The sequence below is a fragment of the Gimesia aquarii genome, assembly GCF_007748195.1.
Classification (GTDB): domain Bacteria; phylum Planctomycetota; class Planctomycetia; order Planctomycetales; family Planctomycetaceae; genus Gimesia; species Gimesia aquarii.
Map to the genome: position 1 here is coordinate 1681482 of NZ_CP037920.1, position 14494 is coordinate 1695975.

At 46.9% G+C, this 14494-nt stretch carries 9 protein-coding genes; 8 read left to right on the forward strand and 1 reads right to left on the reverse strand.

Features of this window, described 5'->3' with window-relative positions; genetic code table 11:
* Positions 1–61: 61 nt before the first annotated feature.
* The 4 genes from V144x_RS06910 (at position 62) to V144x_RS06925 (ending at position 8107) form a co-directional block, all read left to right on the forward strand.
* Complete coding sequence (locus V144x_RS06910) at positions 62–1345, forward strand: glucose-1-phosphate adenylyltransferase (RefSeq protein WP_144983340.1); 1284 nt, start codon at positions 62–64, stop codon at positions 1343–1345.
* Between the two features lie 197 nt (positions 1346–1542).
* Complete coding sequence (locus tag V144x_RS06915; protein ID WP_144983342.1) at positions 1543–2922, forward strand: hypothetical protein; 1380 nt, start codon at positions 1543–1545, stop codon at positions 2920–2922.
* Positions 2923–3398: 476 nt separating this feature from the next.
* On the forward strand, positions 3399–4835 hold the full coding sequence (locus V144x_RS06920; protein WP_232102743.1) for an efflux RND transporter periplasmic adaptor subunit: 1437 nt from the start codon (positions 3399–3401) through the stop codon (positions 4833–4835).
* A gap of 5 nt (positions 4836–4840) precedes the next feature.
* Entirely contained in the window at positions 4841–8107 is a 3267-nt protein-coding gene (locus V144x_RS06925; protein ID WP_144983345.1) for an efflux RND transporter permease subunit, read from the forward strand.
* 159 nt (positions 8108–8266) lie between these two features.
* On the opposite strand, the gene V144x_RS06930 is transcribed toward V144x_RS06925, so the two are convergent.
* Positions 8267–8833, reverse strand: a complete 567-nt coding sequence (locus V144x_RS06930; RefSeq protein WP_144983348.1) for a hypothetical protein — start codon at positions 8831–8833, stop codon at positions 8267–8269.
* A 334-nt stretch (positions 8834–9167) separates the two neighbouring features.
* Here V144x_RS06930 and V144x_RS06935 point away from each other — a divergent pair, with 334 nt between their 5' ends.
* From V144x_RS06935 to acpP, 4 genes are all read left to right on the forward strand, one after another.
* Positions 9168–10892: a glycoside hydrolase family protein gene (locus V144x_RS06935; protein WP_144983354.1), complete on the forward strand. Its 1725-nt coding sequence runs from the start codon at positions 9168–9170 to the stop codon at positions 10890–10892.
* A gap of 317 nt (positions 10893–11209) precedes the next feature.
* Positions 11210–12109, forward strand: coding sequence for a 6-bladed beta-propeller (locus V144x_RS06940; RefSeq protein WP_232102744.1), 900 nt, complete (start codon positions 11210–11212; stop codon positions 12107–12109).
* Between the two features lie 448 nt (positions 12110–12557).
* Complete coding sequence (locus tag V144x_RS06945; protein ID WP_144983361.1) at positions 12558–13973, forward strand: OprO/OprP family phosphate-selective porin; 1416 nt, start codon at positions 12558–12560, stop codon at positions 13971–13973.
* 226 nt (positions 13974–14199) lie between these two features.
* The gene (acpP, locus tag V144x_RS06950; protein WP_232102825.1) at positions 14200–14460 is read left to right on the forward strand and encodes an acyl carrier protein; all 261 of its coding nucleotides are present in this window, start codon (positions 14200–14202) and stop codon (positions 14458–14460) included.
* Positions 14461–14494 lie beyond the last annotated feature (34 nt).

Consider the following 14494-nt stretch of genomic DNA (forward strand, 5'->3'; position numbering starts at 1 on the left):
GTTTGCTAATAAAGCTGCGTGAACTTATAGGATCAGCAGCGCATTAGAATCGAGTCATTCAATGAAAAATGTAGTCAGCCTCATTCTCGGGGGCGGCAAGGGCACACGTCTGTTTCCACTTACGCAACTTCGCTCAAAGCCCGCTGTACCACTGGCCGGGAAATATCGTTTGATTGATATCCCGATCTCGAACTGTATCAATAGTGAATTAAGTCGCATTTATTTGATCACACAATTTAATTCTGTCAGCCTGCATCGTCATATTCGGCAAACTTATAAATTTGATTCGTTTGGTGGCGGATTTGTGGAAATCCTGGCAGCACAGCAGACGATGTCAGGGACTGACTGGTATCAGGGAACCGCCGATGCCGTTCGCAAAAATATTCGCGTCATTGAACAATCGGGTATCGACTATGTTTTGATTCTCTCCGGTGACCAGCTTTATCGGATGGATTATCAGAAAATGCTGCAAACACATATCGATTCTCAAGCCGATGTCACAATTGCAACGGTACCGCTTTCCAGCGAGCAGGCTTCCGCTTTCGGGATCATGCGCGTCAATGATGAGGGACGCGTGGAAGGTTTCCTGGAAAAACCACAGACGGAAGAAGAACTCGAACTGGTACGTACCTCTCCGGCCTGGATAGATCAGCAGGGCATCGAAAGTAAAGGCCGCGACTGTCTGGCCAGTATGGGCATTTATCTATTCAATCGCGATTTACTGGTCGATCTATTGAAGAAGTCGACTTATGAAGACTTCGGTAAAGAAATCTTTCCGATGTCGATTCGTACGCATCAGGTCCATGCGCATTTGTTCGATGGCTATTGGGAAGATATTGGGACGATCCGCTCTTTTTACGAAGCAAATCTGGCACTGGCGAATCCCAATCCGCCATTCGATTTTGTGGTAGAGAAAGCGCCCATCTATTCCCGACCACGTTTTCTGCCACCAACACGCTGTGAAGGGGTGACGATTAATCGCAGCCTGATTGCAGATGGTTGTGAAATCGATGAAGGAACTGTGATCGAAAATAGTGTCATTGGTCTCCGTTGTCGCATCGGCAAGAATGTGACGATCCGCAACTCAGTATTGATGGGGGCCGATTTCTATCAGGATCAATCTAAAATCAATACTGAGAACGAAAGCTTACCCCCCTTTGGCATTGATGAGGGGGCGTTCATCGACGGTGCCATCGTCGATAAAAACTGCCGTGTCGGCAAAAACGTTCGCATTGAACTCAACGGCCACACCGAACAGGATTTCGACCATTCTGATGTCCTGATCCGAGACGGTATCATCGTTGTGCCTAAGGGAACTGTGTTACCTGACGGATGGAAATTATGAGGGGAAGAACTCATAAGAAACGCATCACCATTGGCCAGATATAACTTCCAGCTAAAACCAAGAGATCGGAATCAAAAGCATTAGCAGCTCTTTCGAGCTGTTTTTTTGTGTTTTCCTTGCAATTAAATGGCCATAACAACATAATGGACGTATGTTTTGTGTGTTGCCGTTTTCTTTATATATCTGGGATTCAGTTCATGAAAAGGTTGTTTTTCTTGTGCACGATTCTGTTTACCTGCCTGCTTTTAGCCCATGCTGAAGATCCGCGCAAGTCTTATGATATGGGTTTCGATACGATCTCTGTCTTAGATTACAAAAAGGCACTCAAAAAAGATGGGGAGAAGATTCCAAAATTTCCTCCCCGTTCGGGAAATGCGGTAATCGTGCAATCGGTGAAAAATGATTCGCGTGCTGCAATTGCAGGCTTAGAAGATTTAGATCTGATTCGAATCGTAAATGGTAGATTACTCAGATCCGCTGCTGATGCTGATAAGATCTTCAAAGAAGTAACATACAAGGATGAACTGGAACTAGGAGTTGTCCGTCGAAGTATGGACAAATGGGAGCGGGTCAAAATAAAGTTGACACCAATTACGGAACAAGAGTACTTTGACTCTAAATTATTTTACAACAAGAGATTTGATGAGGAATTCAATCCATTCGTCATGGTATACCATGAAGATGCACCATTCTCAAAATACAGTCACAGAAATATTCAACTCTATTTTAGGAAAGTTGACAGGCAGCCTCCTATTCTCTGTTTGCGGATGAGCTTACTCGTTCGAACCAAAGTTGATTGGGGAGAATTTGTTATCAAAACAGATAATGCGACGTATAAAGTTGGTGAAGAGAAAAAAATTGACAACCAAGAGGAAGCATTCAATGCAAAACTTGCTGAAGCAAATAAGTTGGTAAAATTAGCGGAAAAAGAAGCGAGGGAAGCTGACAAAACAAGTAAGGCTGCTGAAGAAACTTATCTTGCCGAATTTAAGGACTTCAAAGTTGATAAAAATAGGAAGGACGAGAAATATAAAAAACTGGTTCAGCGAAGATTAAAATCACTCAAATATTGTGAAGAACTGGCAAAGGTAGCTGTAGAGGCGGCTCAGAATTTTGGAGTAGCGGTTAAGAACTCAAAGCAGATTCTCGAAAAATCTTTAGAATATTCGAGGGAAAAGCAAAAGCAAAATGAACAACAACTAACACAAGCGCGCGAACGGGCGCAAGCAGCTTTTAATCAGCTTAAGGAATTTGAAGCAGATTTGGTGTCAAAATCAGCTGATAAGATCAGCCAGGGAATTTCTCCCTCACCGCTTGCACTAACCGTTATGGAAGAAGTCGGTTTCGAAGGGCCTAAAGTCATAAGATTGAGAATTAAACAGGGCTGGAGGTGGTATGATGCCCCACTAAATAAAGAGCAAAAACGTCTGCTCGAAGATATTTTATCCTCCAGTACAGTGAAGATCTACCACGAAAGCGATCAAAATCGTGGCTTTAATCTGACTCCGCAACACAAGGAACAGATGAAATTTATTCTGAGAGTGTTTGAGGCAGAAGGGGGTAAGGTTACTGAGTAATTTTTGATGACGATTTTCTGATTGCAACGCGGATGAAAGTAACACTGCCGTATCAGCATAATCATCCGCACTGAACAAGACTTCGACCATTTGGCGTCTTCTTCCGAGATCGTATCATCTTTATGATTAATAGACTGTCCTTTCCTGTCATTGGAAACTCTGACCTTCACAGGTTCTCAGTCACTTCTTTCGAGCATTGTAATTACTGAGCCTGAGCACCTCTTCTAATCGGCATATCAGATTCTATACGTATGTTGCGGATTGTTTACGGAGAAGTCATGCCTAGACTAGTTCTGAACATAGTATTACGCACGATATTCAATATATTTGTAGGATAGAATCAGCCTAATTGATGATGCGCTCAATCGTCTAAGATGTTTTCTAAATACAAGTTTGTTTAAGGCGTCGCCGAAGGGTGGTTGTCAGCTTTCATGTATTGAAGTGAACCGTCAAACGTTGAGTAGCCTGGAGTATGAATGAAATCGTATTCAGAATTCATGTGGCAAGCGGCAGGATTTGTGACCAGTGCATCACTGTTTTTTGTAGTTGGCTGCACACAAGAAGTCTCGTCTAAACCTCCAGTTCCAGTTGCTATCAAAGTGACTGTCGCGAAACCGCTTGTGATGCCCATTGTTGAATGGGACGAATACACGGGGCGGCTGGATGCCATTGATTCCGTTGAAGTGCGTGCCAGAGTCAGTGGTTATCTTGAGTCAACACATTTTGATGAAGGGCAAATGGTACAGAGTGGTGACCTGCTGGCAATTATCGACCAGCGTCCATTCAAAGCGGAACATAACGCAGCCAAAGCGCGACTGGAAGAAGCGACTGCAAGACTCGCGGAGGCGAACTCACTTTACAAGCAGGCGATTGCCGAAAAGTCTGACGTGAATGCACAATTGACCCTGGCTGATCGTAGGCTGGATCGTGTAAAGCGCTTATTTGCCAGAAAAGCCGTCACAAAAGAAGAAATCGATGTGACGGAAAGTGAACAGTTACAGGCGACCGCAGCCATCGAAGCAGCTAACGCAAAAATTGAATCCGCCAAAGCTGGGATCGCAACAGCTCAGGCTGCGATTGAGACTGCGAAAGCTAATATCGAGTCGGCTGTGCTCAATCTGAAATACACACAAATCCGCGCTCCAATTACGGGCCGCATCAGTCGACGTTATGTGACTGAAGGAAACCTGATCAGTGGAGGGACAAGCCTTTCAACATTGATCACTACGATCGTTTCACTCAAACCCATTCATTGTTACTTTGATGCGAATGAGCATGATTTTTTGAAATATGTGCGATTAGCGCGTGAAGGAAAACGCGCCAGTTCCCGCGATGTCAAAAATCCGGTTTATGTTGCACTCATCGACGAGCAGGGTTATCCGCACAATGGGCATATGGATTTTGTTGACAACAGGATTGATGTCAATACGGGCACGATGCGAGGCCGCGCGATCCTCGCCAATGAAGATGAATTGTTAACACCGGGACTCTTTGTAAAACTCCGGTTACCGGGCAGTGGTCGTTACGACGCAGTCTTGATACCCGACAGCGCCATCGGCAGTGATCAATCTGAAAAGTTTGTGTATGTGATTGATGAGCAAGGGGTGGTCAATAGACGGGTCATTTCGACGGGTCCAATCTCTCATGGTTTACGGATTATTCGCTCCGGGCTTGATGGTTCAGAAGAAATTGTGACACGTGGCCTGCAACGGGTTTACCCTGGAATCACCGTTGAGACCTCGAATGAAACCATCGAACCAGTTGCCAGTGACTTACCAGATAATTATGTGCCTGTACCAAAAGAAAAGTGGCTTTCACGCACGATGGCAAAAATACCAAAAGGAATTGAAGCCAACGCTGAACGGTATCGCCTGCCTCAATCCGGAACGAACACCAAAGCAGATAAGGAGTGAGATCCATGAAGTTCTCTCACTTCTTTATTAACCGTCCCATCTTTGCGTCTGTACTCTCAATTATCATTGTACTGGTTGGCTTTCTGGCTTACTTTCAGTTACCCGTTGGTCAATATCCGGAAGTAGCGCTACCGACGGTTGTCGTGCGTGCGAGTTATCCGGGAGCGACACCAGAAGTGATTTCGAAAACGGTAGCGACACCGTTAGAACAGGAAATCAATGGTGTCGAAGGGATGCTCTACATGGAGTCCGAAGCGTCTTCAGATGGTGCGCTGCAGATCACGATCACCTTTGGGATTGATATGGACGTGGACCAGGCACAAGTCCTGGTGCAGAACCGCGTCGCAATTGCAGAGCCCAGGCTCCCGCCAGAAGTCAGGCAGATTGGCGTGACAACACGCAAGGACTCCCCAGACCTGTTACTGGTGATTCATCTGTATTCGCCTGATGATTCGCGCGATCAGCTTTATATAGGTAACTATGCCTATTTGCAGTTGCGTGATGTGATCTCGCGCATTGATGGTGTTGGAAACGTGCAGTTGTTTGGCGCCAGCGAATACTCTATGCGCATCTGGTTAGATATTGAGCGGTTGGCAGCATTAGAGCTCACTTCAGGTGAAGTCGTGAATGCACTCCGCGAGCAAAATATTCAGGTGGCGGCGGGAGTCATTGGTCAGCAACCTCTGGATACGCTGAAAGGCGCTTTCCAGGTGAACGTCAATACGCAAGGTCGTCTTCGTGAAGCAGAAGAGTTTGGCGAGATCATCGTCAAGACGGGTGACAATGGTCGACTGGTGAGGCTGAGCGATGTTGCGCGGATTGAGTTGGGAGCGACTGATTATTCTGTCCGTAGCTATATGGGTGAGAAAAAAGCCGTCGCGATGGTCATTTCACAACGTCCTGGTTCTAATGCGATTGAGACGACACGCAGTGTACTCGATACCGTAGAAGGTTTATCAGAACGCTTTCCTCCTGGCCTGGAATATCAGGCGATTTATAATCCAACTGCGTTTGTCGAAGAATCAATTGCTGAAGTATTTAATACCCTGTGGATAGCAGGTTTACTGGTGATCCTGACGGTCTTTCTCTTCCTGCAAAACTGGCGTTCGACGATCATTCCGGTTGTCGCGATACCAATTTCGTTGATTGGAACTTTTGCGGTGATGCAGGGGATTGGTTTCAGTCTCAATAATTTGTCTCTCTTTGGACTGGTCCTGGCGATTGGAATTGTGGTCGATGATGCAATTGTCGTTGTTGAGAACGTAGAGCGACTGATCAAAGAAGGACTTTTGCCTAAAGAAGCTACCACAAAAGCAATGGATGAGGTTGGTTCGGCACTGATTGCAACGACATTGGTGCTCATCGCCGTGTTCGTGCCGACCGCATTTATTCCCGGAATCAGTGGGCAATTTTATCGCCAATTTGCAATTACGATTGCCGTCTCAACCTCGATTTCGACATTTGTCTCACTCACACTGAGCCCAGCTTTATGTGCTTTATTGCTCAGGCCGCAGGATGCAAAGAAGAACTGGTTTGGTCGGTTTATTGAAAGGGTCCTGGGTTGGTTCTTCAAGCTCTTCAACAAATCGTTTGATCTGACGAGTGAACTTTACTCGCGCGTGATCTCACGTGTCCTCCATATGAGCTTTGTTGTGTTGCTCATTTATGCAGGCTTATTAGGACTGACCTACTTTGGTTTTACTCAGGTACCCACCGGGTTCATTCCGCAGCAAGATCAGGGCTATGTCATCATTGCGATTGACCTGCCTGACGGCGCGTCTCTGGATCGAACCGATCAGGTGACACGCGATGTCGTTGCGGCCGCGCTTGATACTCCCGGTATTGAAAACGCGGTCTCTTTTGCTGGATTCTCGGGAGCAACTCGTACAAACAGTTCCAACTCAGCCGCAATTTTTCCTGTTCTGAGCGACGCCCGCGAGCGTGCTGAGCAAGGCCTGACTCTAGATGTGGTTCTAGCGGGACTACGTCAGCGCATGGCGGGAATTGAAGATGCAATGGTTTTTGTAATCCCGCCTCCTCCAGTTCAGGGAATCGGAACGGGTGGCGGTTTTAAAATGCAGATTCAAGATCGGTCTGGTGCTGGGCTAATTGCATTAAATGATGTTACGGGTCAGATCGCCGCTAAGGCGAACCAAGAGCCGGGTCTGGTTCAGGTGTTTTCTAATTTCAGGGTCGCAACGCCTCAAATTTATGCCGATGTTGATCGTACGAAAGTACGGATGCTGGATGTACCCATAAATAATGTCTTCGATGCATTGCAAATTTATCTTGGTTCTTCTTACGTCAACGACTTCAACTATCTGGGGCGGACTTATCGTGTGACCGCGCAAGCGAAATCGCAGTTTCGTGATGAGCGGCATGATATTGAACGCCTCAGTACGCGCAGCAATAATGGTGCAATCGTTCCCTTAGGTTCACTTGTGACAATTCGTGAAACAACGGCGCCCTCTCGAGTCGTTCGGTATAATCTCTACCCATCAGCAGATATCAATGGTGCTACACTCCCGGGCTATAGCTCCGGGCAGGCACTAGCGGCGATGGAACGCATTGCCGACGAGACACTACCGCCGGGATTTGGATTCGAATGGACCGATCTCTCTTATCAGGAGAAAGCAGCAGGCAACACGGCACTTTTTATTTTCCCTCTTTCTGTACTATTTGTCTTTTTGGCGCTTTCTGCGCAATACGAAAGCTGGTTATTACCCCTTGCTGTTATTTTGATTGTACCAATGTGCCTGCTATTCGCGATTTTTGGCGTCTGGCTGCGAGGGATGGACAACAACATCCTCACTCAGATCGGCTTTGTTGTTCTGGTAGGGCTTGCCTGTAAAAATGCCATTTTAATCGTCGAATTTGCCAAAGCGGAAGAAGACAAAGGGAAAGACCGCTTCGCAGCCGCAGTGGAAGCCTGTCGTTTGCGACTACGCCCGATCATGATGACCGCCTTCTCATTCATTCTGGGAGTCATTCCACTTTTAATTGCAACTGGTGCGGGAGCCGAGATGCGTCAGGCACTCGGCACCGCCGTCTTCAGCGGGATGCTTGGCGTTACGATCTTCGGGTTGTTTCTCACGCCCGTGTTCTACGTCGTATTACGCAAACTGGCGAAGCAGCCTGTTCCCGCTGGTGAAGTTGGCAGTGCCATGCTGGAATCACAGGCAGAGGAAGAGCTAGCATCCGCGACACAGGCAGTCGAACCGGAAGCGAAAACGACACCTCCCGATTCTGATGCTGGCGCTGATTCCAAATAAGATCTTTCAGTGATGATCTTATAAATCGATTTCGAGTCAATACGACTAATAGAATTTGTCGAAAAACAAGCTCAAGAGTGTCTGCATAGTTCACTCTTGAGCACAATGTTTTACGAGATATTTGTTTGAGATCTACTTGTTAGAAGGCGATCAGTTTGTCTATTTGCTCTCGACTTCTGTCACAGTGATGTCGTCGAGGATCGCTGTGCCACCCGCATTACCCTGGGCGGGAATACCTGCACGCAATCGGAATTTTGCTGTTCCTGCAGGAACGGTTACCATCGTCTCAACTGACTGCCATTCTTTTATGTCCTGCTGAAGTTTTCGTTCGGGCGTTCGTGCAAAACCAAGATATTTTTTCCCTGTTTGATCAATACACTGCACAGCCACCATGGGCATCGTTTCTAAACCACGCGTTTGTACGCGAGCAGATACTTTGTACGTTTTACCACTTTCAATGCCCGGGACGTCTTGAAATGCGTTATACGCAACTCGTTGATCGGGGTGGTTACTGGAAACTGTGATCGCGAGTGCCTTGGAACTTTCATCACCCGGCACAGTAGTGACTTTATATTGAACCAGATCAGACTGACCGGGAAGTGAGGTATACCCCCAACCAACGGGCAACTTAGTGCGCTCACTAATGTTTTCAAATCCCGAATTATTGACGTTTGTTGTAGAAGCCGCAGCAACCGTGCTGCACAACAATGCAAGTAGCAGTTTCATGTACTAATCCTCCATGAATGAAATCGGAAAATGAGCAAACTCTCTTTGCTCAACGTATCACCAGAATAGCAAAGTGTATGCCAAAGTGACGATACGTGAATTTAGGGGAGAAATACAAACTGGCAAGCTGATTTGCAACGAATCTACGATCAGAATTACATCTACTCTGGCAGAATTTACAAGCATCAGATCTTTGTAAAAGGATCAAGATCGCAATGAAGCTTTAAATCAAAATTCAGCCTGAATCCCTTCGTATATAAGCATTAAGTTCTCGATTCGAGGGTGGGGATTGATTACGATAAAAGTTCACAAACACTTTTATGAGAGGTGAGCAATGTCTGAACTAAGTTGTGGTTCCATTATGAGTGGGGGGCGGTTTCTCTACGTTAGTTTGATGTTCAGCTTGATCACGGCGTGTGATAACACTCGGCCAACTCAGACTGAGACGCCACAAAAAAAATCATTACAGACAGAGAATAGAACTCAAGAGATCGTTCCAGAATCTTTCACTTCATTTTCTGAAAAGTCGAAAGTCAGCGATTCCAAATACTTTGATGAGACGAAAGCGATTACGTTGTTTGCTTTTGATGACGTCTCCATTCCCTTTATGCAAAACCTCAAACTCGAAATGCGATCACCGCAGAGACACCCGGCAAACCCTGTTCTGCGTCGTGGTCCGCCGGGAACTCCCGATTCGTGGGCCGTACAGTTTTACGGCTCAGTCATTCGAGAGAATGACAAGTTTCGTATGTGGTATGTGGCGGCGGGTGATGATCGGCTTGATCGAAGTGTGCCTCGATCGTCGCCGTGGCGTGTGGCATATGCTGAAAGTATAGATGGTGTGCATTGGACCAAGCCGAATTTGGGACTGGTGGAATATAATGGTAATCGCAATAACAATCTGGTGTTGATGGAACCCCGACTGGGAACTGTGAATCTAAAAGTACTATTTGAGCCGGATGATTCCGATCCGACCCAGCGCTATAAAATGGGGACACATGTTTGGTTTCCCAAGAACGATGTACGGCTGGGGACGTTCGCTCCTTATGCAAGTGCAGATGGTCTGCGATGGAAATTGTTGATTGATACGAAGCCTGTTGGTGCAGAGCTACCACAGAAAGACATGGTATTGCCAGCATTGCATTTCGAGCCGGTGGGTGGGCTCTACAAGTGGGATGGTTTGTATTACCTTAACGGTCAAAATGCGATTGTGGCGTCACGTCCCTATCATGGTCGGTTGGTACGACAATTCATCTCGCCTGACTTCGTGAATTGGTCCCATGCCAGCACGGTTGGTTTCGTACGTGACGCGCAGCACAAACTGCTGGGACCCGGTAAGAGTCGTGAGGGTGAGCAAAACCATGAAGGCGTGAGTGTGTGGAATCGTGGGAATGTGCTCGTTGGTATCTCAGGAATCTGGCACGGTGCGAAAGAATGGGAAAATGTCACTGTCGACTTAGGGTTTGTCGTTAGTAACGATGGTGTTCAATTTCGTGAGCCCGCTCATGAATGGGTATTCCTGAAACGCGGCAAGGAGTGGGCCTGGGATCAAGGTGGTTTGCTTCAGGGGCAAGGCTTCGAAAACGTCGGGAACCAGACTTACATTTATTATGGGGCCTGGGATCCACGTAATTGGCAAGGTTCACCACCACGAGGTGGAGTCGGCATCACCACGCTCCCACGCGACCGCTTTGCGGATCTGAAAGTCGATGAAACCACTAAGGGCAACGGTAACTACCAGCTACCAAAGATCAAAAGCGAGTTCATCACCGCCGCCGTGAATTTGAAGGGGGAAGTGGCACATCGCTTTTATGTCAACGCCGATGGACTGAGCGAGGCAGCCCAGCTCAAAATCGAACTCTTGAACGACAACACGATTCCCCTGGCAGAGTTCTCGGGTGAGAATGCAGCAACCGTAAACAAGAGTGGTTTCCAGACCCCCATCACATGGAATGGTAAGCATGAGATCAATAATTTACCAGACCGCATTCGGATGAAGGTGATCTTCGAAGGAAATGAGAAAACCGATATTCGTTTCAGTGCGCTGTATCTACAATGAGGTACGTTTTGTAGAAGATCCTTCATTTGCTGCATTGTCCCAAGCGTCTTCATTGTGGCTTTTTACATCCTCTGCTTGAAATCTGTAGCGAGGTCCTAGATACTGGAGATGCTGGTGATCAGTTCTGATCTGCCGTGATTTCGTATTTTAGATCTACTTCAGTGGATGGCTGACCATTCCATGACAACTAGGAAATAACAGGAACCTGGATTATGAAGAAGTGTTCGATTTATATTGCTGTGACTGTTTTGCTTTGTATCTCGCTGCCGGTGTTTGCGGCAGAGAAGGTTGCTCCGGTGCGGATGGGCAGTGGGATCATGACGTTTGACACCGTGCCTGGTTGGGGCTTTGATGAAGAAGGCCGCTCAGTTCTAGGGCCGACACACGGTGGTGTGGTCATCGATAAAGCAGGGAATATCTACACCAGTGCCAGGATTGGCGTGATTGTGTTCTCGCCGGATGGGAAAGTGGTTCGTCGTTTCCTGGGGGACGAATATTCCAATATCCACGACATGGAAATCCGTGATGAAGCGGACGGCGAATTTATCTATGGGGCACGAAATGCGAACGCCGAGGGGATCAAGTTCAATGCCGTGACTGGAGAGATTGTGTTGAAGCTCCCGTTTCCTAAGGAATCGGGACTGAATTTGAAGAAGTTCAATCCAACGGCGATCACGGTTGCTCCCAACGGAGATATCATCCTGGCGGACGGCTACGCGAGTAATCACATTTTCAAGTTCGACAAGAACGGGAAATACCTCAAGCACTTTGGCAAGAAAGGGAATGGTCTGAAGGAGTTCAATACCGCTCACGGCATGACACTGGATACGCGATATGATCCTCCGCGCCTTTTGATTTGCGACCGTAACCACAAACCCAAGGGCCGGCTATTGCACTACGACCTCGACGGAAACTTCATGGACGTTGTGATCACCGGTCTGGGAATGCCGACTTCCGCATCCATTCAGGGAGAATTTGTTTCGGTGCCCGATTTGCATGGGCGGCTTGTGATTCTGGATAAGAGTAATACGATTATGGCCGTACTTGGTCATAATTCGGATCCCAAAACCAGAGTGAATTTCAACGTGCCACAAGACAAGTGGCGCGAAGGTATCTTCAGTGGCACACACGGTTCCTATTGGGACAAAGATGGCAACCTGTATGTGCAAGACTGGAACGTATCGGGACGTTTAATGAAGCTGGTGCGGGTTAAGTAAGCGCTCGTTTCATTCGCAGAAATTAAGTGCACCGGCCTTTATCGGCCGGTGCACTTTTCATTGTATCTAGTGCGAATATAGTCAACTCTCGATTTGTGAGGATCAATCTCCGCAATGGCTCTGGTGACACCACTTTTATGAGTACCTCGCTGATTCAACCGGCATAATCCGTACAGATTCTAAAGCTTTTAACTTGCTTTACAAAAACACTCTGCTCTTCAAGCAATATAGCTAGTGTTCTCTCAAATCGTTTAAGTGAGACTATCTAATTTAACCGATATAATGATAACCCATTGTTTTTCTCAAGTGGCTTCAATTTGAACTGGGAAAGGCAATGTAAGACCACTTATTTCAGGATCATTATACGCCGATTCTTGCTGCATAAAGTACATAGGCCGATCTCCAAATTAAACGCTAAGCCCTGCAGTAAACGTGGAATCCTCGTCAGATGAATATTCAAGAGGTTCAACTGCGGTCTATGTTGGGGCAACCAATCAAAATGAAGGCAAGATTGCTGATAGTGGGATTGTTATTCTCGCTGGGTTGGTGCATTTCGCTTTCAGGGCAGAAAATCTTTGGAGGAGTACCACCCGAGCCAATTGACCCATTGGTTCAACCAGATCACTATCTGGATGAAGCGACTCAGCATCAAAGTGGCCAGGATGATCAATTTGTTAGCCCCTTCACAGAGCATTACACTGACTTAGATCCCTGCGTCGAATGTGAATGGGATCACCGTCAATACCCGACTGGCGAGCTTAGTGGTTTCCTTCAATTCGACTCTGCCGCCTTCAACGAGTCAGCGGCTACTCGGGCAGCGTTCGGAGTCATCAATGATAAGACGGCTGTTCGCCGCGCACGGCTTGCTCTGATTGGAGATCTCCGGACTAACGTTGGTTACAAACTAGATGTAGATTTTGCCGCTGCAAATCATCCTAGCGCTCGTGATGTATTTATCGATTTTAAAGAGCGGCCTTTTGCGGATCGATTGGTTTTGGGGAACACGAAAGTTCCTTTTCAACTTGAGGCTCTCACTTCTTCAAAAGATTTCACTTTCGTTGAACGGGCCCCTTTTTTTACGTTTACTCCGTTTCGGCAAGTCGGGATCTGGGCAGACGGAACTTTTGTGGATGAGCAGGGGACATGGTCGCTAGCTGGCTTTCGGGTGGGGCAGGGAGGGCTGGTCCTTAATCATGCAGAAGATGGTCAAGGTGTTGCGTTACGGACGACTATCCTCCCGTGGTACGAAGACAATGGTCGCTATCTACTCCACACGGGGTTTAACTATAGTTATCTTCAGCCTTTCAATAAATCTGTCAGGTATGATGCAAAGTTGAGTTTCTTTTCAAACCAGGAGCCAGGCATCAACTCACCTGGCGTTCCTATATTAGTCGATACCGGAACTATCCCTGCCCAGGGAGTCAACTTGTTTAACTATGAATTGGCAGGAACACTTGGCTCGTTAAATTATCAAAGCGAAATGACGTACGCATTAGTCGATCAAATCGGCGGCCCACCATTGATGTTTTATGGTGGCTATTCACAAATTGGTTGGTTCTTAACAGGGGAAACACGTCCCTATAACCGCAAAACAGGGGTCTTCGACACATTAGAACCCAATGAGGGGTTTTTTGATGGTGGATGGGGTGCCTGGGAAGTGGCAGTGCGTGGGACCTACCTGAATCTGAACGACAAGAACATCCAGGGGGGGCGTCTGAATTCCATAGAATTCGCCGTGAATTGGTTTCTCAGCAAGAGTATCAGTCTGAAGTTCAATTGCGTGCGTGGATATATTGAAAATTCGACGACAGCAGGTAACGTTGATCTCAACATCTGTGGGGGGCGTCTACAGATCATCTATTGATTTATTTGATAGTTGTTATAAAGTTAATCTGCTAAGCATAGCCCATGCTTGAATTATGAGAAGATATTGCGCCAATCATAACCGCTAACGTTCCGAATCGAATATGAATGTCTCCTCCCGCACTCCTGAAGGATTTCCGAGCCATTGTCCTCTATGCGGGGCAAGCGTTAACATCGAATACTCTGAGCCGGCAGGTGATGCCCCTTGCCCTAACTGCGGTTTCCTGTTGTGGGCCTCTGTTGAACTTGTCGAATCAATAACGAAAATATCACTAGATTTGCTCGGCACTACGCCTTATGCGATCACAGTAGATTCTCGATTCGCGGATTTGAATGCTGATTCTCTAGACCTTGTTGAGCTCGTGATGAAGTTAGAAGATGAGTATGATATGCAAATTCCTGATGATGACTACGACAAGATTCAGACGATCGGGGATGTAGTGCGGTATATTAAAGTCAAGCGAAGAGGTAAAGGCGAGACAGAATAAGCGAGTGCAGAAGATTCAGCTAAATCATGAGCGA